This window comes from Streptomyces sp. ICC1, assembly GCF_003287935.1.
Classification (GTDB): Bacteria; Actinomycetota; Actinomycetes; order Streptomycetales; family Streptomycetaceae; genus Streptomyces; species Streptomyces tritrimontium.
In genome coordinates, this window is the sequence record NZ_CP030287.1 from 6483586 (window position 1) to 6503070 (window position 19485).

At 71.2% G+C, this 19485-nt stretch carries 20 protein-coding genes and 1 riboswitch; of the genes, 15 read left to right on the plus strand and 5 right to left on the minus strand.

From position 1 onward, the window contains the following. The first annotated feature begins 13 nt into the window (after positions 1 to 13). From DRB96_RS30415 to DRB96_RS30475, 12 genes are all read left to right on the plus strand, one after another. Positions 14 to 268, plus strand: a complete 255-nt coding sequence (locus tag DRB96_RS30415) for a chaplin (protein WP_162688934.1) — start codon at positions 14 to 16, stop codon at positions 266 to 268. A 117-nt stretch (positions 269 to 385) separates the two neighbouring features. Next, positions 386 to 796, plus strand: coding sequence for a rodlin (locus DRB96_RS30420; protein WP_112451357.1), 411 nt, complete (start codon positions 386 to 388; stop codon positions 794 to 796). Positions 797 to 1026: 230 nt separating this feature from the next. Beyond that, positions 1027 to 1260, plus strand: a complete 234-nt coding sequence (locus DRB96_RS30425; RefSeq protein WP_112451358.1) for a chaplin — start codon at positions 1027 to 1029, stop codon at positions 1258 to 1260. A gap of 1238 nt (positions 1261 to 2498) precedes the next feature. Next, complete coding sequence (gene rpsB, locus DRB96_RS30435) at positions 2499 to 3443, plus strand: 30S ribosomal protein S2 (protein ID WP_112453863.1); 945 nt, start codon at positions 2499 to 2501, stop codon at positions 3441 to 3443. 135 nt (positions 3444 to 3578) lie between these two features. Beyond that, on the plus strand, positions 3579 to 4415 hold the full coding sequence (gene tsf, locus DRB96_RS30440; RefSeq protein WP_112451359.1) for a translation elongation factor Ts: 837 nt from the start codon (positions 3579 to 3581) through the stop codon (positions 4413 to 4415). 162 nt (positions 4416 to 4577) lie between these two features. After that, positions 4578 to 5357 (plus strand): UMP kinase, encoded by a 780-nt coding sequence (pyrH, locus tag DRB96_RS30445; protein ID WP_112453865.1) that lies wholly within the window; start codon positions 4578 to 4580, stop codon positions 5355 to 5357. Between the two features lie 100 nt (positions 5358 to 5457). Continuing rightward, on the plus strand, positions 5458 to 6015 hold the full coding sequence (gene frr / locus DRB96_RS30450) for a ribosome recycling factor (RefSeq protein WP_112453867.1): 558 nt from the start codon (positions 5458 to 5460) through the stop codon (positions 6013 to 6015). Beyond that, positions 6015 to 7094 (plus strand): phosphatidate cytidylyltransferase, encoded by a 1080-nt coding sequence (locus tag DRB96_RS30455; protein ID WP_112451360.1) that lies wholly within the window; start codon positions 6015 to 6017, stop codon positions 7092 to 7094. The genes frr and DRB96_RS30455 overlap by 1 nt, the downstream gene beginning before the upstream one ends. A gap of 156 nt (positions 7095 to 7250) precedes the next feature. Next, a complete protein-coding gene (rlmN, locus tag DRB96_RS30460) occupies positions 7251 to 8363 on the plus strand; it encodes a 23S rRNA (adenine(2503)-C(2))-methyltransferase RlmN (RefSeq protein WP_112451361.1) in 1113 nt (370 codons plus the stop codon). A gap of 59 nt (positions 8364 to 8422) precedes the next feature. Beyond that, positions 8423 to 8531: riboswitch (TPP riboswitch) on the plus strand. 84 nt (positions 8532 to 8615) lie between these two features. Beyond that, entirely contained in the window at positions 8616 to 9716 is a 1101-nt protein-coding gene (locus tag DRB96_RS30465) for a thiamine ABC transporter substrate-binding protein (RefSeq protein WP_112451362.1), read from the plus strand. Between the two features lie 77 nt (positions 9717 to 9793). Beyond that, on the plus strand, positions 9794 to 11410 hold the full coding sequence (locus DRB96_RS30470; protein WP_112453869.1) for an iron ABC transporter permease: 1617 nt from the start codon (positions 9794 to 9796) through the stop codon (positions 11408 to 11410). Beyond that, on the plus strand, positions 11410 to 12441 hold the full coding sequence (locus DRB96_RS30475; protein WP_204357849.1) for an ABC transporter ATP-binding protein: 1032 nt from the start codon (positions 11410 to 11412) through the stop codon (positions 12439 to 12441). The genes DRB96_RS30470 and DRB96_RS30475 overlap by 1 nt, the downstream gene beginning before the upstream one ends. A 54-nt stretch (positions 12442 to 12495) precedes the next feature. On the opposite strand, the gene DRB96_RS30480 is transcribed toward DRB96_RS30475, so the two are convergent. From DRB96_RS30480 to DRB96_RS30490, 3 genes are all read right to left on the minus strand, one after another. Continuing rightward, a complete protein-coding gene (locus DRB96_RS30480) occupies positions 12496 to 13395 on the minus strand; it encodes a DMT family transporter (protein WP_112451363.1) in 900 nt (299 codons plus the stop codon). Positions 13396 to 13482: 87 nt separating this feature from the next. Beyond that, the gene (locus tag DRB96_RS30485; RefSeq protein WP_112451364.1) at positions 13483 to 14586 is read right to left on the minus strand and encodes an LOG family protein; all 1104 of its coding nucleotides are present in this window, start codon (positions 14584 to 14586) and stop codon (positions 13483 to 13485) included. A gap of 26 nt (positions 14587 to 14612) precedes the next feature. After that, the gene (locus DRB96_RS30490; RefSeq protein WP_112451365.1) at positions 14613 to 15686 is read right to left on the minus strand and encodes a hypothetical protein; all 1074 of its coding nucleotides are present in this window, start codon (positions 15684 to 15686) and stop codon (positions 14613 to 14615) included. Between the two features lie 94 nt (positions 15687 to 15780). Here DRB96_RS30490 and cynS point away from each other — a divergent pair, with 94 nt between their 5' ends. Then, the gene (gene cynS / locus DRB96_RS30495; RefSeq protein ID WP_112451366.1) at positions 15781 to 16251 is read left to right on the plus strand and encodes a cyanase; all 471 of its coding nucleotides are present in this window, start codon (positions 15781 to 15783) and stop codon (positions 16249 to 16251) included. 8 nt (positions 16252 to 16259) lie between these two features. Here the strand turns inward: cynS and DRB96_RS30500 are convergent, their stop codons facing one another. Continuing rightward, positions 16260 to 16670, minus strand: a complete 411-nt coding sequence (locus DRB96_RS30500; protein WP_112451367.1) for a hypothetical protein — start codon at positions 16668 to 16670, stop codon at positions 16260 to 16262. 183 nt (positions 16671 to 16853) lie between these two features. Between DRB96_RS30500 and DRB96_RS30505 the strand changes: the two genes are divergently transcribed. Together DRB96_RS30505 and DRB96_RS30510 are read left to right on the plus strand one after the other, a co-directional pair. Then, positions 16854 to 17288 carry an adenylyltransferase/cytidyltransferase family protein gene (locus DRB96_RS30505; RefSeq protein ID WP_112451368.1) on the plus strand — a complete coding sequence of 145 codons (435 nt, stop codon included), beginning with the start codon at positions 16854 to 16856 and terminating at the stop codon, positions 17286 to 17288. Positions 17289 to 17340: 52 nt separating this feature from the next. Beyond that, the gene (locus DRB96_RS30510) at positions 17341 to 17955 is read left to right on the plus strand and encodes an RraA family protein (RefSeq protein WP_239516388.1); all 615 of its coding nucleotides are present in this window, start codon (positions 17341 to 17343) and stop codon (positions 17953 to 17955) included. 112 nt (positions 17956 to 18067) lie between these two features. Here the strand turns inward: DRB96_RS30510 and DRB96_RS30515 are convergent, their stop codons facing one another. Further along, positions 18068 to 19480, minus strand: a complete 1413-nt coding sequence (locus DRB96_RS30515) for an ammonium transporter (protein ID WP_162688783.1) — start codon at positions 19478 to 19480, stop codon at positions 18068 to 18070. Positions 19481 to 19485 lie beyond the last annotated feature (5 nt).

Consider the following 19485-nt stretch of genomic DNA (forward strand, 5'->3'; position numbering starts at 1 on the left):
AGGAAAAACGGAGATGAAGAAGAGGCTGGTGCGCGGCACCACCATGGCCGTCGCGAGCGCCGCGATGCTGATGGGCGGCGCGGGCCTCGCCTCCGCGCACGGCGGCGACGGCGCGACGGCGAACGGCTTCACGGGCGAGTCCCCCGGCGTCCTGAGCGGCAACCTGCTCCAGGTCCCCGTCGACGTCCCGGTGAACGTCTGCGGCAACACCGCGAACCTGATCGCCCTGCTGAACCCCTCGTTCGGCAACACCTGCGTCAACGCCTGACGTCAACCGTGCCGCCCGAAACGTCGGCATCCGAGTGAAGACACGCAACCCGAACCGCGGTTGGGCCGTTGATCCGGGTGCTTGAGTACCGGGCAATCCTGCAAAAAAGGGACCATCATGATCAAGAAGTTTGCGGCCGGCGCAGCGGTTGCCGCCTCGTTCGTCGGACTCGGTGCCGCCATGGCCCCGCAGGCCATGGCCATCGGCAACGACCACGGCATCAACACCGTCAACGGCAACGGCGCCTCGCAGATCTACGGCAACCAGGCCACCTACGGCAACATGAGCCCGCAGATGGCGCTCATCCAGGGCTCCTTCAACAAGCCCTGCATCGCGCTGCCCGCCAAGGCCAACGTCCAGTCCGTCCTGGCCCTGGTCAACGTCGGCGTCCAGGACATCCCGGTCCTGTCCAGCCCGCAGAACCAGCAGTGCACCGAGAACTCCACCCAGGCCAAGGGCGACGAGGCTCTCTCGCACATCCTCAGCAACATCCCGGTCCTGTCCGGCAACGCCTCCGCAGGCAGCTGACAGCACCCCGCGCACCGCGCCAGCGAGGCCGTCGCACCTTCGGGTCGCGGCGGCCTCGCCGCATGTCGGGACCCGCATAAGGCCCCGTCGAAATCCGGCCGGAATTCCGGACGCACGAGCATCTGAGTGAATTGGCCGACAGGGCTCAAAAATCCCCGGTTTCTTTTCCCTGATCCACTCGTTGTTAATTCTGCAGCGGATAGACCTCTGCGGGAAGGAATCGAAAACAAATGACGTACAAGAAGGCAGTGGTGCTGGCCGCCGGCATTCTGATGGCCGCCGGTGCCGCCTCCCCCGCCATGGCCGACTCGGTCGCGGAGGGCAAGGCCGTCGGCTCCCCCGGCGTCCTGTCCGGCAACGTGCTCCAGGTCCCGGTGCACATCCCGGTCAACGTCTGCGGCAACACCGTCAACGTGATCGCGCTGCTGAACCCCTCGTTCGGCAACACCTGCGTCAACGCCTGACGAAGCGCCTGTGCCCGCAAGGGCAGACCTCCTCGGGGTGGCCTCGGAGTGCACGGCGGTGCACTCCGAGGCCACCTTCGATTCAGCACCGGCCGCCGTGCCGGTAGACAGGGAAGGACCCATGCGACAGGTACTGAGCCGACAGGTACTGGGCAAGGGGGTGCTCACCGCGGCCGCGGCGTCGAGCCTGCTGTCGATCGCGACCGGCGCGGCCTACGCGCACCCCGGGGCCATGGCCGAGGCCTCGCATTCACCGGGTGTGCTGGCCGGCAACAGCGTCTCGGTACCGGTCACCTTCGCACCGAACGTGTGCGGCAACACCGTGGACGCCGGGGCGGGCCTGAACCCCGCGATGGGCAACAACTGCGCCACCAGCACCGGATCCGACACCGGGCACGCCGCCGGACACGACTACGAGCGCTACCTCAGCCCCGAACAGGCCGAGGCATTCGAGCAGTACCTCTCCGAGCGCGAGGAGCGCCGCGAGGACCGCCGCGGCAACGGGTACGAGGAGCACGACGACCGCGGTCACGGGCAAGCCCCGCACCAGGGCGGTTACGGGGACTCCGGCGACTCCCCCGAGGAGGAGTGCGACGACCACCCGGCCCCGGAGAAGCCCGAGCCCCGGCCGCAGCACCCGCCGAAGCCGCACGCCGAGCAGCCGCCGGCCCCCGCGCCGCACCACGCGCCCCCGGCGCCGAGGCCCCTGCCCGAGCCGCAGCCGCAGCCCGAGGCGGAGCACCCGGCGCCCTTGCCCGTGCCCGTACAGGAGGCGCCCGCGCCGCAGCCGCTTCCGGCCCCGGAGCCCGTCCCGGCTCCCGCCCCGGAGGTAGGGCGCCAGTCGAAATCTACCGATGGTGGACGCTCGGAAGCGTCGGATGTGTATAAGAGCGAGCCCGGAGGCCGTGGGGGGTCCGCGGGCCCCGGCGGAGCCGGTGCGGTGGTGAGGGTCAGAGCCAGCAGCAGGGTGAGCATGAGTGCCGTCATGGCGCCCAGGGTCCCGCTCGGGGGCGGCCGCCCGCGCGGCCTGTGGACAACCGGAACCCTGTGGAAAACCGCGTCATCCGGCACACCGCCGGGTCCCGTACACTTCTTGTGGCGATCCGGGTCACCGGGTCGACTTCGCACGCCCCAGCACCGGCCGCTCAGGCAGGGTGTCAGCGTCTCTCGGTCCCCTCTGCGGGGGCAGGGCGCAAACAGGGGCGTCAGGAACCAAACCGAGAAACAAGGAGATGGCCATGGCCGTCGTAACGATGCGGGAGCTGCTGGAAAGCGGCGTCCACTTCGGTCACCAGACCCGCCGCTGGAACCCGAAGATGAAGCGCTTCATCTTCACGGAGCGCAACGGCATCTACATCATCGACCTGCTCCAGTCGCTGTCGTACATCGACCGCGCCTACGAGTTCGTGAAGGAGACCGTCGCGCACGGCGGCTCCATCATGTTCATCGGTACCAAGAAGCAGGCCCAGGAGGCCATCGCCGAGCAGGCGACGCGCGTTGGTATGCCGTACGTCAACCAGCGCTGGCTGGGTGGCATGCTCACCAACTTCTCCACCGTCTACAAGCGCCTTCAGCGTCTGAAGGAGCTTGAGGCGATCGACTTCGACGACGTCGCCGCGTCGGGTCTCACCAAGAAGGAGCTCCTGGTCCTCTCTCGCGAGAAGATCAAGCTGGAGAAGACCCTCGGTGGTATCCGCGAGATGTCGAAGGTCCCCAGCGCCGTCTGGATCGTCGACACCAAGAAGGAGCACATCGCCGTCGGTGAGGCGCGCAAGCTCCACATCCCGGTCGTCGCGATCCTCGACACCAACTGCGACCCCGACGAGGTCGACTACAAGATCCCGGGCAACGACGACGCGATCCGCTCCGTCACCCTGCTCACCCGCGTGATCGCCGACGCCGTCGCCGAGGGCCTCATCGCCCGTTCCGGTGCCGCGACTGGCGACTCGAAGCCGGGCGAGAAGGCCGCCGCCGAGCCGCTCGCCGAGTGGGAGCGCGACCTGCTCGAGGGTGAGAAGAAGGACTCCGCGGACGAGGCTGTCGAGGCCGCTCCGGCCGAGGCCGCTGTCGAGACCCCCGCCGTCGAGGCTGAGGTCGAGGCTGCTCCGGCCGCCGAGGCCGAGGTTGAGGTTGTCGCCGAGGCCGTCGTCGAGGCTCCGGCCGCCGACGCCGAGCAGGCCTGACCCACTGAGAGCGCCCGGCGTTCACACGCCGGGCACTCGCAGCACGGACGATGACGGCGGGGGAGCCGCGCCACAAGCGCGCCTCCTCCGCCGTTCACCCGTAGATCTACGACTTCGAGAGAGAATCACAGACTCATGGCGAACTACACCGCCGCTGACGTCAAGAAGCTCCGCGAGCTCACCGGCGTCGGCATGATGGACTGCAAGAACGCGCTGGTCGAGTCCGACGGTGACGTCGACAAGGCCATCGAGGCCCTCCGCATCAAGGGTCAGAAGGGCGTCGCGAAGCGCGAAGGCCGTTCTGCCGAGAACGGTGCCGTCGCCTCGATCATCGCCGACGACAACACCTCCGGTGTCATCGTCGAGCTGAAGTGCGAGACGGACTTCGTCGCCAAGGGCGAGAAGTTCCAGGCCGTCACCAACCAGCTGGCCGCCCACATCGCCGCGACCTCCCCGGCCGACATCGAGGCGCTGCTCGCGTCCGAGATCGAGCCCGGCAAGACCGTCCAGGCGTTCGTGGACGAGGCCAACGCCAACCTCGGCGAGAAGATCGTCCTGGACCGCTTCGCGCAGTTCACCGGCGGTTACGTCTCGGCGTACATGCACCGCACCATGCCCGACCTGCCGTTCCAGATCGGCGTCCTGGTCGAGCTGGACAAGGAGAACGCCGAGGTCGCCCGCGGCGTCGCGCAGCACATCGCCGCGTTCGCGCCGAAGTGGCTCTCCAAGGACGACGTCCCGGCCGACGTGGTCGAGTCCGAGCGCCGCGTGGCCGAAGAGGTCACCCGCGCCGAGGGCAAGCCCGAAGCCGCGCTGCCGAAGATCGTCGAGGGTCGTGTCAACGGCTTCTTCCGCGACAACACGCTGCTCGGCCAGGACTACGCCCTGGACAACAAGAAGTCCGTCCAGAAGGTTCTGGACGAGGCCGGTGTCACCCTGGTGCGCTTCTCGCGCATCAAGGTCGGCATCTGAGTCCGTCCGTACGCGACGGACACCGGACCCCGGTAGGGTCTGAAGCAGTCGTCCGCGTTCGCGCAGGACGACCGCAGATCTGACGAGGAGGCCATTGCCGTAGAGGGAACCGCAAGGACCCACCGGCAATGGCCTTCTTCGTATGTGCACGAGGAGATCTCCATGAATCAGGGCGTGGACAGCCACACCGCTTCCGACGACAAGAGCGACCAGGACAAGAAGGGCCGCCGCTTCATGCTGAAGCTGTCGGGCGAGGCCTTCTCCGGTGGCGGAGGACTGGGCGTCGACCCCGACGTAGTCCACGCCATCGCGCGCGAGATCGCCGCGGTGGTCCGCGACGGCGCGGAGATCGCCATCGTGATCGGTGGCGGCAACTTCTTCCGCGGCGCCGAACTCCAGCAGCGCGGCATGGACCGGGCCCGGTCCGACTACATGGGCATGCTCGGCACCGTCATGAACTGCCTCGCCCTCCAGGACTTCCTGGAGAAGGAAGGCATCGACTCCCGCGTCCAGACCGCCATCACCATGGGCCAGGTCGCCGAGCCGTACATCCCGCTGCGCGCCGTGCGCCACCTGGAGAAGGGCCGCGTCGTCATCTTCGGCGCCGGCATGGGCATGCCCTACTTCTCCACCGACACCACGGCCGCCCAGCGCGCCCTGGAGATCGACGCGGAAGCCCTGCTCATGGGCAAGAACGGCGTCGACGGGGTCTACGACTCCGACCCCAAGAAGAACCCGGACGCGGTGAAGTTCGACGCGCTGGAATACAGCGAGGTGCTCACCCGCGACCTCAAGATCGCCGATGCCACCGCCATCACGCTGTGCCGCGACAACAAGCTGCCGATCCTGGTCTTCGAGCTGCTGGCCGAGGGCAACATCGCCCGCGCCGTCAAGGGTGAGAAGATCGGCACGCTCGTGAGCGACCAGGGCACCCGGGCCTGAGCACTCCGGGCCCGAGCACACCGCTGCCGGTCCGCACCCCTTCGGGTCGGACCGGCCCCGCCCGCCTGAACCATCCATTTCTGACATGCAGGAGCACGTGGTGACCGAAGAGATCCTCCTCGAGGCCGAGGAGAAGATGGAAAAGGCCGTCGTCGTCGCCAAGGAAGACTTCGCCGCGATTCGCACCGGTCGTGCGCACCCGGCGATGTTCAACAAGATCGTGGCGGAGTACTACGGCGCCATCACGCCCATCAACCAGCTCGCCTCGTTCTCGGTGCCCGAGCCGCGCATGGCGATCGTGACCCCGTTCGACAAGAGCGCCCTGCGCAACATCGAGACGGCCATCCGCGACTCGGACCTCGGTGTCAACCCGAGCAACGACGGCAGCATCATCCGGGTGACCTTCCCCGAGCTGACGCAGGACCGCCGCAAGGAGTACATCAAGGTCGCGCGCACCAAGGCCGAGGACTCCAAGGTGTCGATCCGCGCCATCCGCCGCAAGGCGAAGGACGCCCTCGACAAGCTAGTGAAGGACAAGGAAGCCGGCGAGGACGAGGTGCGCCGCGCCGAGAAGGAGCTCGACGACACCACCGCGAAGTACGTCGCGCAGGTGGACGAGCTGCTCAAGCACAAGGAAGCCGAGCTCCTCGAAGTCTGATGAACGACTCTTCCTGGCAGCCGGAGCCGGTTCCGGCGGGTCCCGCATACGATGCGCAGGCGGGCCCGCACACTCGGCCCATGCCCATCGTGCCCGATGCCGCCGGCCGTGACTTCGACGACCGGGAAGCACGCGATCGGGGGGCCGCCGCTGACGGCGGCCCCCTCTTCCGCGCCGAGACGCCGCCGCAGGAGCCCATGCCCAGCCCCCCGCCGACCCCGCCTTCGCAGGCACCGCAGGACTCCTCCCCACCGCCTCACAAGAAGCGTGCGGGGCGGGATCTGCGTGCCGCCATAGGGGTCGGTGTCGGCCTCGGCGCGGTGATCTTCGCTTCGCTGTTCATCGTCAAGGCCGTCTTCGTCGGCGTGGTCGTCGTCGCGGTCGTCGTCGGCCTGTGGGAGCTCACCTCCCGGCTCCAGGAGAAGAAGGGCATCAAGGCCCCGCTGGTCCCGCTCGCGATCGGCGGCGCCGCGATGGTCATCGCGGGGTACGTCCGAGGAGCCGAGGGCGCCTGGGTGGCCATGGCCCTGACGGCCCTGGCGGTCCTGGTCTGGCGGATGACCGAGCCGCCCGAGGACTACCTCAAGGACGTCACCGCCGGGGTCTTCGCGGCGTTCTACGTGCCCTTCCTGGCCACGTTCGTCGCGATGCTGCTCACCGCGGACGACGGGCCGCAGCGCGTGGTCACCTTCCTGGTGCTGACCGTCGTCAGCGACACGGGGGCCTACGCGGTGGGCTGGCGCTTCGGCAAGACCAAGCTCGCCCCGCGCATCAGCCCCGGCAAGACCCGCGAGGGGCTCTTCGGGGCCGTGGCCTTCGCGATGGCCGCCGGCGCGCTGTGCATGGAGTTCCTGATCGACGGGGGCGTCTGGTGGCAGGGCCTGGTGCTGGGCCTCGCCGTCGCGGTCAGCGCCACCCTGGGCGACCTCGGCGAATCCATGATCAAGAGGGACCTCGGGATCAAGGACATGGGCACGCTGCTGCCGGGTCACGGCGGCATCATGGACCGGCTGGACTCGCTGCTCCCGACGGCCCCGGTGGTCTGGCTGCTGCTCGCCGCTTTCGTCGGCACCGGCTGACACGGCCCGGCGGAGCGCCCGGTCGGGGCTTCTCATCGGCGTGTCCCGCCCGGGTGGGCGACGTACGACGAAAGGCCCCGGTCCGGCCCGGGCGGTTACTCTTGATGGGCGCGCTGCTTCTGCGGCGCGCCTTTCGTCTTACAAGGAGTACCTGCCATGGCCCGCCCTGTCCCGGGAGAGCTCACTTTCGTCGCCCCTCGTGGAGTGAAGAAGCCGCCCCGGCACCTCGCCGACCTCACCCCCGAGGAGCGCCGGGAGGCCGTCGCCGCGATCGGCGAGAAGCCGTTCCGGGCCAAGCAGCTCTCCCAGCACTACTTCGCCCGGTACGCGCACGACCCGGCGGAGTGGACCGACATCCCCGCCGCGTCCCGCGAGAAGCTCCAGCAGGAGCTGCTGCCGGACCTGATGAACGTCCTGCGGCACATCTCCTGTGACGACGACACCACCCGCAAGACCCTGTGGAAGCTGCACGACGGCACGCTCGTCGAGTCCGTGCTGATGCGCTACCCCGACCGGGTCACCATGTGCATCTCCTCGCAGGCCGGCTGCGGCATGAACTGCCCGTTCTGCGCCACCGGCCAGGCGGGCCTCGACCGCAACCTGTCCACCGCCGAGATCGTCCACCAGATCGTCGACGGCATGCGCGCCCTGCGCGACGGCGAGGTCCCCGGCGGTCCGGCGCGGCTGTCGAACATCGTCTTCATGGGCATGGGCGAGCCGCTCGCCAACTACAACCGCGTCGTCGGCGCCATCCGCCGCCTCACCGACCCGGAGCCCGACGGCCTGGGCCTGTCCCAGCGCGGGATCACCGTCTCCACCGTCGGCCTGGTCCCGGCCATGCTGCGCTTCGCCGACGAGGGCTTCAAGTGCCGCCTCGCCGTCTCGCTGCACGCGCCGGACGACGAGCTGCGCGACACGCTGGTCCCCGTGAACACCCGCTGGAACGTCCGCGAGGTGCTGGGCGCGGCCTGGGAGTACGCGGAGAAGTCCGGCCGCCGGATCTCCATCGAGTACGCCCTGATCCGCGACATCAACGACCAGGCTTGGCGTGGCGACCTGCTCGGCAGGCTGCTCAAGGGCAAGCGCGTGCACGTCAACCTGATCCCGCTGAACCCGACGCCCGGCTCGAAGTGGACCGCCTCGCGGCCCGAGGACGAGAAGGCCTTCGTGGAGGCCATCGCCCGCCACGGCGTGCCGGTGACCGTGCGCGACACCCGTGGCCAGGAGATCGACGGCGCGTGCGGCCAGCTCGCCGCCTCGGAGCGCTAGTTTTCGCCAGTTGAGGTTTGCATTCGGCCACGGGGTACCCTGTGGCCGAACCAATTTCATATTTCCGACAGGGGAGCGCCACAGCGCTGAGAGTGCGGTATCCGTCACCGCAGACCCTCTGAACCTCGCCCCGGTCATTCGGGGTAGGAAGTTCGGTCACCACTCAAGCTGTTGCGCCCTGCCCGGCGTCCGCTCCACAGAGCGCCGGGCAGGGCCGCGTCTTCTCCTGGACATCCCAGGAGGAATGCACCAATGAGCACCACCAAGAAGATGGCGGGCGTCGCGCTCGCGGCCGCGCTCGGCGTCACCACGCTCAGCGCCTGCGGCGGCGGCGACGCCAAGGACAAGTCCGCGGGCGCGAGCGACGCCCCGAAGTCCAAGACGGTCACCCTCGTCTCGCACGACTCCTTCACAGCGACCGACACGGTCCTGAAGGAGTTCGAGCAGCAGAGCGGCTACACCGTCAAGGTCCTGAAGTCGGGCGACGCGGGCGCCGCGCTGAACCAGGAGATCCTGACCAAGGGCTCCCCGCGCGGCGACGTGTTCTTCGGCGTCGACAACACGCTGCTCTCGCGCGCCCTCGACAACGGCATCTTCACGCCGTACGAGGCCAAGGGGCTGGCCGGGGTGAAGCCCGAGTTCGTGCTCGACAAGGAGCACCGGGTCACCCCGATCGACTCCGGTGACATCTGCGTCAACTACGACAAGGCCTACTTCGCGGACAAGAAGATCGCCCCGCCGCAGACGCTGGACGACCTGATCAAGCCGGAGTACAAGAACCTGCTGGTCACCGAGAACGCGGCGACCTCCTCGCCCGGTCTCGGCTTCCTCCTCGCCTCCGTCGGCAAGTACGGCGACGAGGGCTGGAAGGACTACTGGAGCAAGCTGAAGGCCAACGGCGTCGAGGTCGTCGACGGTTGGGAGCAGGCCTACAACGAGCGCTTCTCCGGCTCGGCGGGCGGCAAGAAGGCCAAGGGCGACCGCCCGCTGGTCGTCTCCTACGCCTCCAGCCCGCCGGTCGAGGTGCTCTACGGCGAGCCGCAGCCGGCCGAGGCCCCGACGGGCGTCGCCACCGGCACGTGCTTCCGCCAGACCGAGTTCGCGGGCCTGCTCAAGGGCGCGAAGAACGAGGAGGGCGGCAAGGCGCTCCTGGACTTCCTGATCTCCAAGAAGTTCCAGGAGGACATGCCGCTGCAGATGTTCGTGAACCCCGTGACCAAGGACGCGACGCTGCCCGAGCTGTTCACCAAGCACGGTGTCGTGATCGAGAAGCCGGAGACGGTCGCCCCCGACGCCATCGCGAAGAACCGCGACCAGTGGGTCAAGGCGTGGACGACGCTCGTCGTGAAGTAGGACGCGTGGCACACGCGGCGCAGGAGAAGGAGACGGAGAAGGAGAGCGGGCGGGCGACCGCCGTCAGGCTCGGCCTGATGGCCGTCCCGCTCCTCTTCTTCGGCCTGTTCTTCGCGTACCCCGTCGCCGCGATCGTCGGGCGCGGGCTCAAGACCGACACCGGCTGGCAGTTCGGCCGGATCGGCGAGGTGCTGGCCCGGCCCGACATCGGCGAGGTGCTCTGGTTCACCACCTGGCAGGCGCTCGCCTCGACGGCGCTCACGCTCCTGATCGCACTCCCCGGCGCGTACGTCTTCGCGCGCTTCGAGTTCCCCGGCAAACAACTGCTGCGGGCGCTCGTCACGGTGCCGTTCGTGCTGCCGACCGTCGTGGTCGGCACCGCGTTCCTCGCGCTCGTGGGGCGCAACGGCCTGCTGGACGAGGTGTGGGGGATCCGCCTCGACACGACCGTGTGGGCGATCTTGCTGGCGCACGTCTTCTTCAACTACGCCGTCGTCATCCGCACGGTCGGCGGCTTGTGGGCGCAGCTGGACCCGCGCCAGGAGGAAGCGGCCCGGGTGCTCGGTGCCGGGCGGTTCGCCGCCTGGCGCCGGGTGACGCTGCCCGCGCTCGGCCCGGCCGTGGCGGCCGCCTCGCTGATGGTGTTCCTGTTCACCTTCACCTCCTTCGGCGTCGTGCAGATCCTGGGAGGGCCCTCGTACTCCACCCTGGAGGTGGAGGTCTACCGGCAGACCGCGCAGCTCCTGGACCTGCCGACGGCGGCCGTGCTGACGATGGTGCAGTTCGCCGCAGTCGGCGCGATCCTCGCCGTGCACGCCTGGACCGTGCGCAAGCGGGAGACCGCGCTGCGGCTCGTCGACCCGGGGCGGACCACGCACCGGCCGCGCGGCTGGGCGCAGCGCGCCCTGCTCGGCGGGGTGCTGCTGACGGTGGCGCTGCTGATCGTGCTCCCGCTCGGCGTGCTCGTGGAACGGTCCCTCGACGCCCCCGGCGGCTACGGGTTCGGCTTCTACCGGGCGCTCCAGGAAGTCGGCGCCGGCGGCGGCACCTTCCTGGTGCCGCCGCTCGAGGCGATCTGGAACTCCCTCCAGTACGCGCTCGCCGCCACCGCCATCGCGCTGCTGATCGGCGGGCTGGCGGCCGCGGCCCTGACCAGGCGCGGCGGCCGGTTCGTACGGGGCTTCGACGCGCTGCTGATGCTGCCGCTCGGGGTGTCGGCCGTGACGGTCGGCTTCGGCTTCCTCATCACCCTCGACGAGCCTCCGCTCGACCTGCGGACCTCGTGGATCCTGGTGCCCCTGGCGCAGGCGCTGGTGGGCGTGCCCTTCGTCGTACGGACCATGCTGCCGGTGCTGCGCGCGGTGGACGGCCGGCTGCGCGAGGCCGCCGCCGTGCTCGGCGCATCGCCGCTGCGGGTCTGGCGGGAGGTGGACCTGCCGATGGTGCGCCGGGCCCTGCTCATCGCGGCCGGCTTCGCCTTCGCCGTGTCCCTCGGGGAGTTCGGGGCGACCGTCTTCATCGCGCGGCCGGACCATCCGACGCTTCCGGTCGCGGTGGCGCGGCTGCTGGGCCGGGCGGGGGAGATGAACTACGGGCAGGCGATGGCCCTGAGCACGATCCTGATGCTGACGTGCGCGGTGTCGCTGCTCCTGCTGGAGCGGCTGCGACCCGACAAGACCTCCGGAGAGTTCTGATGACCCTGCTTCAGCTGGAAGGGGTGTCGGTCCGCTTCGGTGAGCGCGCGGTCGTGGACGCCGTGGACCTCGCGGTCGCCGAGCACGAGACCGTGTGCGTGCTGGGGCCGAGCGGGAGCGGCAAGTCGACCCTGCTGCGGGTCGTGGCCGGCCTCCAGTCCGTCTCGGGCGGGCGGGTGGTGCTGGGCGGCGCCGACCAGGCCGGGGTGCCCGTGCACCGGCGGGGGGTGGGCCTGATGTTCCAGGACCACCAGCTGTTCCCGCACCGGGACGTGGGCGGGAACGTCGCCTTCGGCCTGCGGATGCGGGGCTCCGGGCACACGCCGAAGAAGGCGTACGAGGCCCGGGTCGCCGAGCTGTTGGAACTGGTCGGGCTTCCCGGGGCGCAGCGCCGGGCGGTGGCCTCGCTCTCCGGCGGCGAGCAGCAGCGGGTCGCGCTGGCCCGGGCGCTGGCGCCGTCACCGCGGGTGCTGATGCTGGACGAACCGCTCGGGCAGCTGGACCGGGGGCTGCGCGAGCGGCTCGTCGTGGAGCTGCGGGGGCTGTTCGCGCGTCTGGGGACCACCGTGCTGGCCGTCACGCACGACCAGGGTGAGGCGTTCGCGCTGGCCGACCGGGTGGTCGTGATGCGGGACGGGCGGATCGCGCAGGCGGGGACTCCGCTGGAGGTGTGGGAGCGGCCGGCTTCGGAGTTCGTGGCGCGGTTCCTGGGCTTCGAGAACGTGATCGCGGCCGTGGTGTCGGGCGGGGTGGCCGCGACTCCCTGGGGCAAGGTCCCGGTGGCGGCCGGGTCGCCGGAGGGGGACCGGAAGGTACTGGTCCGGCCGGCCGGGGTCGTGCTGTCTCCCGAGGGGCTGGGCTGCGAGGTCGTCACCCGGACCTTTCGGGGCACGCACGTCGCGCTGCTGCTGCGGCCCGAGGCGGGCCCGCTGCTCGAGGCGGAGTGCGGGCTGGCCGGGGCGCCGGCGGTCGGGGACCGGGTCGCGGTGGGCTTCGCCCCCGCCGAGGTGGTCGTCCTCCCGGCGGAGTAGGGCCGCTGCGCCCCGCCCCCCGGGCTCGGGTGCTGCGGCCCCGGCCCCCTGGGCTCAGATGCCGGCGGGGGTGAGTTCCGCCTCCTCCTCGGCGCCCTCGTGGTTGCCGAACCAGGCGACCGCCACCGCGCCGGTGACCGCCAGCACGAAGCCGAGGACCGCCAGCCAGGCCATGCCGGGGCGGGAGGCGTCGCCGAGCCACAGGACGCCGATCGCGCCGGGGAGCACGGTTTCGCCGACCACCAGCGCGGCGGTGGCTCCGTTCACCGAGCCGATCTGCAGCGCCACCGTGTGCAGGTACATGCCGCCGACCCCCGCCAGGACGATGGCGTAGAGGGCCGGGTCGGCCAGCAGGGCCGGGAAGGAGAACGGCTCGACGCCGTTCAGGATGCGGACCCCGACGCCCAGGGCGCCGAAGGCCAGGCCCGAGAGCAGGCCCGCCAGGATCGCGGCCCGGCCGCCGAGGAGGCGTACGGCCACGGTGCCGCCCACGATGATCAGCAGGGTCACCGCCAGCAGCCACCAGTGCGTGGCCGACGGCGCGTGGTGGCCGCCCTCGTGGCCCGCGGCGGTCGCCAGCAGGACCAGGGCCGTGCAGACGACCCCGATCGAGGTCCACTCCTTGCGCGTCAGGCGGATGCCCAGCATCTTCACGCTGAGCACGGCCGTGACCACCAGGTTGGCACTGATCACGGTCTGTGAGAGGAAGAGCGGCAGGAGGCGCGCGGCCAGGGCGCCGAGGCCGAAGCCCACGAAGTCCAGGATCGTGCCGACGATGAACTCCCAGGTCATCGCCGCCTTCGCGGTGGAGGAGAGGTTGGGGCCGCCATGCTGCGTGACTCCGTCGGCGGCCGGCGACGAGCGGGCCGCCCGCCGGGATCCCACGGCTTGCAGGACGGATCCCGTGCCGTAGCAGATGGATGCCGCGATGGCGGTCAGAAGGCCTATGAGCACCCGGGGGCTCCGTTCACGTCTGGCAGGTTCTGCGTTGTGCGTACCTCTTCCAGACGTGTGAAAGGGGCGGGAAGTTGCCTGCGGGGGTCAGCTCATCGAAGCGAGGGCGTCCGGGACCTCGTCCACGGAGTCGACCAGCGCGATCCGGGACTCCATCGCCCGGCCGCGGGCCAGCGCCTGGAGCAGCGGCCAGACCGGGAGGTGCTGGGTCCAGTGGGCGCGGTCGACGAGGATCATCGGGGTCGGCGCGCCCCGGGAACCGTAGTAGTTCGGCGTCACGCTGTCGAAGACCTCCTGGACGGTCCCCGCGGCGCCCGGCAGGAAGACCACGCCCGCGTTGGACCGGGCGAGGAGCCCGTCCTCCCGGGTGGCGTTCGCGAAGTACTTCGCGATGTGCCCGGCGAAGGCGTTCGGCGGCTCGTGCCCGTAGAACCAGGTCGGGATGCCCACCGAATCGCCGCCGGGCGCGGCCGGCCAGCGTTCGCGCACGGCGAAGGCCGCCTTCGCCCAGCCGGAGACGGAGGGGGTGAAGGAAGGCACCGTGGCCAGGATCTTCAGGGCCTCGGGCAAGGCGTCGTCGGGGGCCGGGGCGAGGTACGCGCCGAGGTTGGCCGCCTCCATCGCGCCCGGGCCGCCGCCGGTGGCGACGGTGAGCCCGGAGCGGGTCAGGGTCCGGCCGAGCTCCGCCGCGCCCTGGTACTCGCCGCCGCCGCGGGCCATGGCGTGGCCGCCCATCACACCGACCACGCGGGCGCCGGCGAGGCGTTCGTCGAGGGCGTCGGAGATGGCGTCGTCGTGGATGGAGCGCAGCATCGAGGAGAAGACGTCGCCGTCGGCCTTGGTCTCCTGGAACCAGGCGTAGGACTCGGCGTCCGGGGTGGCCTCGTAGCCGGCGGGCAGTCCCGCGAACAACTCCTCGGCCGTGTACAGCAGCCCCCGGTACGGGTTGAAGGGCAGGTCGGGGACGGGCGGGAAGACCAGGGCGCCGTCCGCGCGCACCTTGACCGAGGCGTCGGGCTCCATCGCGCAGCCCAGGAACACGGCGGCCGAGGTGTCGGCGGACAGCAGCGCGAAGGTCCGCTCCAGCAGGTTGACCGACTGGATGCGGTAGCCGCTGAGCGAGCCGCGGGCCGCCACCTGGTCGAATTCGGTGAGCGTCTCGATCTCGGTCTTGATGTATCCGTTGACCATTCGGCTCACCCTAAGGGCTGCCCGCCTCAGCGGGTCAATGCCAGCGACGTCAGCTGTGACACACCCCAGCTGATCGCCAGGCACGCGGTGACGAGCGCCGTGGCCCGTACGGTCGCGGCCGTACGCAGGACCCCGCTCGGGGCGCCGAGGCCGGCCAGTGTCTCGCGGGTGGCGGCCCGGGCCTGGCGGACCTCGACCGCGGATGTGAGAAGGGTCGCTCCCGCGCACAGCACGACCAGGGCCGCGGCGGGCGCGGTCAGCGGGCCGAGCGGGACGTGCAGGCCTCCGTGTCCGCGCAGGGCCGAGGCGCTGAGGGCGCCCGCGGCGACGGCGCACAGGACGCCGAGGGGTGCGCCGAGCCGGGGAGCCTCCTCTTGCAGGGTCCGGCCGGCCAGCAGCCGCAGCGCGCCCGGGCGGACGGCCTGGACGAGCGTCCCGCAGGCGTAGGCCAGACCCGGACCGGCGAGGGCGAGCCCGACGGCGGTCAGCGCCCAGCCGGCGGGCAGGGCGGCGCCGCCGGGTGCGGCGTAGGCCAGGGCGGCGAGCCCGCAGGCGGTGAGGGCGATGCCCCAGGGCAGCACGGTCTGCGGGGCCGGCCGGGGGTGGGGGCGCAGGGCCAGGGCTGTGGCGGCCGAGGCCGCCAGCGGCAGCAGGGCCAGCAGGGTGAGGGCGGCGGCGACGGGCAGCGGCCGGTCGGCGTGCAGGAGCCGCACCCCGGCGCCGTCGAAGGGCAGCCCGGCGACGTCTCCGCGCAGATGGAGGAAGACGGCCAGGGCCACGGCGCTGCCGAGGGCGCAGGCGACGGCGGTGGAGATCGTCGCGATCAGGGTGAGCCGCAGTGGTCCCAGCCCGGCGGCGTCGAGGCCTTCCCGGGGCCGCGTCGCCGGGTCGCTGCGGGCCACGGCGACGGCGAACTGGACGGTGACGGCGAGCGGCACGAGGGCCCACAGCAGCTGGGGGAACGATCCGGCAGACCGGGCCGTGGCGTCCGCGAGCACGTACAGCAGCAGGAAGCCGCTGCCGGCCGAGGCCGCGGCGACCAGCAGCCGGCGCAGCTGGACGAGCGGGCGGGAGCCGCGGGCTAGGCGGAGAGCGAGCACGCGGGCTGGTCCTCCGGGGGCTGGGGGAGTGGCTCCTTCGACCCCTCCACCCCTCCACCCCTCCGCGAGAACGAGCAAAGGAAACCGACCTCTCATGGTGCACGCCCAGTTCGACCCCGCCGCCCGCCAGGCCCTGGCCATCGCCGCCGTCGAGGCCAAGACCCGCAAGGACCTCACCTGGCGCCAGATCGCCGAGCCGACCGGCCTCTCGGTCGCCTTCGTCACCGCGGCCCTGCTGGGCCAGCACCCCCTGCCCACCGGCGCCGCCGAGGCCGCGGCCGGGATCCTCGGCCTGGACGCCGACGCCGCGCTGCTGCTGCAGACCATCCCGACCCGCGGTTCCCTCCCCGGCTCCGTCCCGACGGACCCGACGATCTACCGGTTCCACGAGATGCTCCAGGTGTACGGGACCACGCTGAAGGCCCTGGTCCACGAGGAGTTCGGCGACGGCATCATCAGCGCGATCAACTTCAAGCTGGACGTGCGGAAGGTCGCCGACCCCGACGGCGGCGAGCGCGCGGTCATCACCCTGGACGGCAAGTACCTCCCGACCAAGCCGTTCTGAGCGAGAGGTCAGTCCTCGGCGAGGACGAAGTGCGTCCCCAGGCCGTCGGCGTCGACGTGGACGACGTGCCGGCCCGCCCGGACGGTCTGGGTGCCGGCGGCGGTCCAGGATCCGTCGGGTCCGGCGGCGCCGGGCAGCGGCGTCCACACCTCCAGGAAGGTGCTGCCGTCGGGGTTGGTGCCGCTCTCGACCATGCGGGTGCCCTCGGCGCGCAGGGTCCCGACGTCGTGGCCGGGTTCGCCGACGTCGTGGTGGAAGGTGACCTGCTCGCCGTCGTAGGCGGTGGTCCCGGCGAAGCCGCGGCTGTCCGCGTAGAAGGCGCCGGACTGGATCCACACGACGTGCCCGGTCTCCAGGAGCGGGCCGCCGTCACGGCTGATGCCGGCGCGCAGCCAGGCGCCGGGGGTGGGAGCGTCCATGTGCCCCAGGGTGTCAGAGAGCGGAGGCGGACCGGGGGTCCACGCGCACCGGAGTCCGGATTCCGGATAGCGGACGCCCCCGCCGGTTCACCGCAGGGCCAGCTGTGCGTCGCCCTGTCGCAGTGCCTTACGATCGCGGTGCCCCGTGTGCTCGGGGAGGTCATTGCGGTCTGGGGGAGTCTCGTGTCTCGCGTTGTCGGCTATGCGTCCGGCGTGTTCGACCTCTTCCACATCGGGCACGTGAACCTCCTGCGGCATGCCCGCGGCCAGTGCGACCACCTCGTGGCCGGCGTGCTGACCGACGAGGCCGCGGGCCACAAGGGGCACGCCCCGGTGGTGCCGCTCCACGAGCGCCTCGAGATCGTGAGCTCGGTCAAGTTCGTCGACGAGGCCGTCGTCGACACCACGCTCGAGAAGATGGAGGCCTGGCGGCAGGTCGGCTTCCACCGCCTGTTCAAGGGCGAGGACTGGAAGGGGACCCTCCGCGGCGCCCAATGGGAGCGCGACTTCGCGGAGGTGGGGGTCGAGGTCGTGTACCTCCCCTACACCATGCACGTCTCCAGCACGACGCTGCGGAAGCTGCTGCAGGTGCTCGTCGACACCGGCGACCGCCGCTGACCCGCAGAGCACGGACCGCAGGGCCGGCACGGTTCGAAGAGAAGGATCCGATGTGAACAGCGCGTTCGAGGACGTCCCGCCCACCACCCTCGCCGACCTGCTGGGCCGCGAGCAGGTCATGGACATCGGCATCCGCCCGCTGTGGGACTCTCCGCGCGTGGCGGGACCCGCGTACACCGTGCGCTGCGAGCCCGGCGACAACCTGATGCTGCACGCCGCGATCTACCGCGCGCAGCCCGGCTCGGTCGTCGTCGTGGAGTCGGGCGACGTGGACCACGCCCTGGCCGGCGGCAACGTGTGCGCCGTAGCCCAGCGCCGGGGCATCGCCGCCTTCGTGGTCGACGGGGTCATCCGCGACCTCGGCGAGGTGCGCGAGGCGGGCTTCCCCGTCTTCGCCCGGGGCGTCGTCCCGATCCCGGGGACGAAGAAGAAGATCGGCTCGCTCGGCGAACCGGTCCGGGTCGGCGGCGTGACCGTGCACCCCGGCGACATCGTGGTGGCGGACGAGGAGGGCATCGTGGTCACCCCCGCCGCCCGCCGTGAGGAGATCCTGCTCGCCGCACGGGCCAAGCTGGCCGAGGAGTCCGCGGAATCCCTGGACGCCTGGGAGGAGCGGCACCGCTCCCGGATCGAGAAGGCGCTGGCCGCCCTGGGCTTCACGGGCTGACCCGGTCCGTCGACGCAGGCGGAGTCCCGGACGGGCGGGCCCGCCGCGCTCCTTCGGCGGGGAGTCGGGCCCTCGCCGCCCGGCTCCGGCAGACCGGCCACGCCGACCGTGCTCACCCCCGGCCGCCGTCGTCCTCCCGACCGCCGCCGATCTGCCCGCCGCCGCCCTCCGGGCCGGTCGGGGCGGTCAGCAGCACCTCGCGCAGCCGGGCCACGAGCGCGGAGGCGCTTTCCGCCTCCTCGTCCGTGCCCGGGGCGCGCCCGTGGTCGGCGGTAAGCTCCTTGAGGTTGTCGTAGAGGACCTCGGAGTACGCCTGTTCCTCCTCCACCATCCCGCCGGGCTCGCGCAGCCCGATGGTGGCCTCGATGACCTTGCCGATCAGCGCGGTCATCACGAACGAGTACAGGCCCAGCACCACCGTGGCGGTGAGCTGCTTGCCCAGCAGGTCCCAGGAGCCCCCGTAGAAGAGGCCCTTGTGCCCGGTCAGGGTCCCGGTCGCGCACAGGCCGGCCATGACCATGCCGACGATGCCGCCCCAGCCGTGGATGCCCACGACGTCCAGGGTGTCGTCCACACCCAACCGGTACTTCCAGCTGATCGCGAACGCGCAGGTCAGACCGGCGAGGAAGCCGATGATGCTGGCCCACACCGGGCTCACGCCGCCCGCGAGCGGGGTCATGGCGACCAGGCCGGTGACGGCGCCCATGCACATGTCGAGCAGGCCGACCCGCCGGGTGCGCCACCAGCTGGTGACCGCCCAGCCGGCCATCGCGGCGCCCGCCGCGAGCTGGCTGTTGAGGAAGGCCATCGCGGCGCCGCCCGGGGTGCCGAGCGAGGACCCGGTGTTGAAGCCGAACCAGCCGAACCACATCAGGGACAGCCCGATGACCACCAGTGGCAGGTTGTGCGGCCGGATGTCCTGGCGCTCGAAGTCCGCGCGCTTGCCCGCGACGGTGGCGAGGGCGAGCCCGGCGGCTCCCGAGCCGATCTCCACGACCGTGCCGCCGGAGAAGTCGACGGCGCCGAGCTGCGCGGCGACCCAGCCGGCCGGATCGAAGACCCAGTGCGCCATGGGGATGTAGACCAGCAGGGTCCACGCGATGACGAAGGCGATCCAGCCGCCCATCTTGGCGCGGCCCGCGATGGAGCCGGCGATCAGGGCGACGGTGACGATCGCGAAGGACAGGTGGAAGACCACGAAGGTGACCGTGGGCACGGATCCGGTCAGGGACCCGGAGCCGATCCCGCGCAGGAAGGCCCGGTCGAGGGTGCCGATGACGCCGAGCCCGCCGGCGTCGGGGCCGAACGCCAGGGAGTAGCCGATCGCGAACCAGAGCACGGTGACGATCACGATGCAGAAGAAGATCATCTTGAGCATGGCGACGATCTGGCCGGTGCGGACCATGCCGCCGTAGAAGAAGGCCACGCCGGGGGCCATCAGCAGCACCAGCGCCGAGGCCATCATCAGCCAGGCGGCGTTGCCGGAGTCGGCTACGGCCGCCGCCGCGGCCGTAGCGGTGATCATGTGGG

Bases quoted from the DNA above. Each gene is read 5' to 3' on its own strand.
- DRB96_RS30415 (WP_162688934.1), top strand. From the start codon at position 14: ATGAAGAAGAGGCTGGTGCGCGGCACCACCATGGCCGTCGCGAGCGCC.
- DRB96_RS30420 (WP_112451357.1), top strand. From the start codon at position 386: ATGATCAAGAAGTTTGCGGCCGGCGCAGCGGTTGCCGCCTCGTTCGTC.
- DRB96_RS30425 (WP_112451358.1), top strand. From the start codon at position 1,027: ATGACGTACAAGAAGGCAGTGGTGCTGGCCGCCGGCATTCTGATGGCC.
- rpsB (WP_112453863.1), top strand. From the start codon at position 2,499: ATGGCCGTCGTAACGATGCGGGAGCTGCTGGAAAGCGGCGTCCACTTC.
- tsf (WP_112451359.1), top strand. From the start codon at position 3,579: ATGGCGAACTACACCGCCGCTGACGTCAAGAAGCTCCGCGAGCTCACC.
- pyrH (WP_112453865.1), top strand. From the start codon at position 4,578: ATGAATCAGGGCGTGGACAGCCACACCGCTTCCGACGACAAGAGCGAC.
- DRB96_RS30455 (WP_112451360.1), top strand. From the start codon at position 6,015: ATGAACGACTCTTCCTGGCAGCCGGAGCCGGTTCCGGCGGGTCCCGCA.
- rlmN (WP_112451361.1), top strand. From the start codon at position 7,251: ATGGCCCGCCCTGTCCCGGGAGAGCTCACTTTCGTCGCCCCTCGTGGA.
- DRB96_RS30465 (WP_112451362.1), top strand. From the start codon at position 8,616: ATGAGCACCACCAAGAAGATGGCGGGCGTCGCGCTCGCGGCCGCGCTC.
- DRB96_RS30470 (WP_112453869.1), top strand. From the start codon at position 9,794: ATGGCCGTCCCGCTCCTCTTCTTCGGCCTGTTCTTCGCGTACCCCGTC.
- DRB96_RS30475 (WP_204357849.1), top strand. From the start codon at position 11,410: ATGACCCTGCTTCAGCTGGAAGGGGTGTCGGTCCGCTTCGGTGAGCGC.
- DRB96_RS30485 (WP_112451364.1), bottom strand. From the start codon at position 14,586: ATGGTCAACGGATACATCAAGACCGAGATCGAGACGCTCACCGAATTC.
- cynS (WP_112451366.1), top strand. From the start codon at position 15,781: ATGGTGCACGCCCAGTTCGACCCCGCCGCCCGCCAGGCCCTGGCCATC.
- DRB96_RS30500 (WP_112451367.1), bottom strand. From the start codon at position 16,670: ATGGACGCTCCCACCCCCGGCGCCTGGCTGCGCGCCGGCATCAGCCGT.
- DRB96_RS30515 (WP_162688783.1), bottom strand. From the start codon at position 19,480: ATGATCACCGCTACGGCCGCGGCGGCGGCCGTAGCCGACTCCGGCAAC.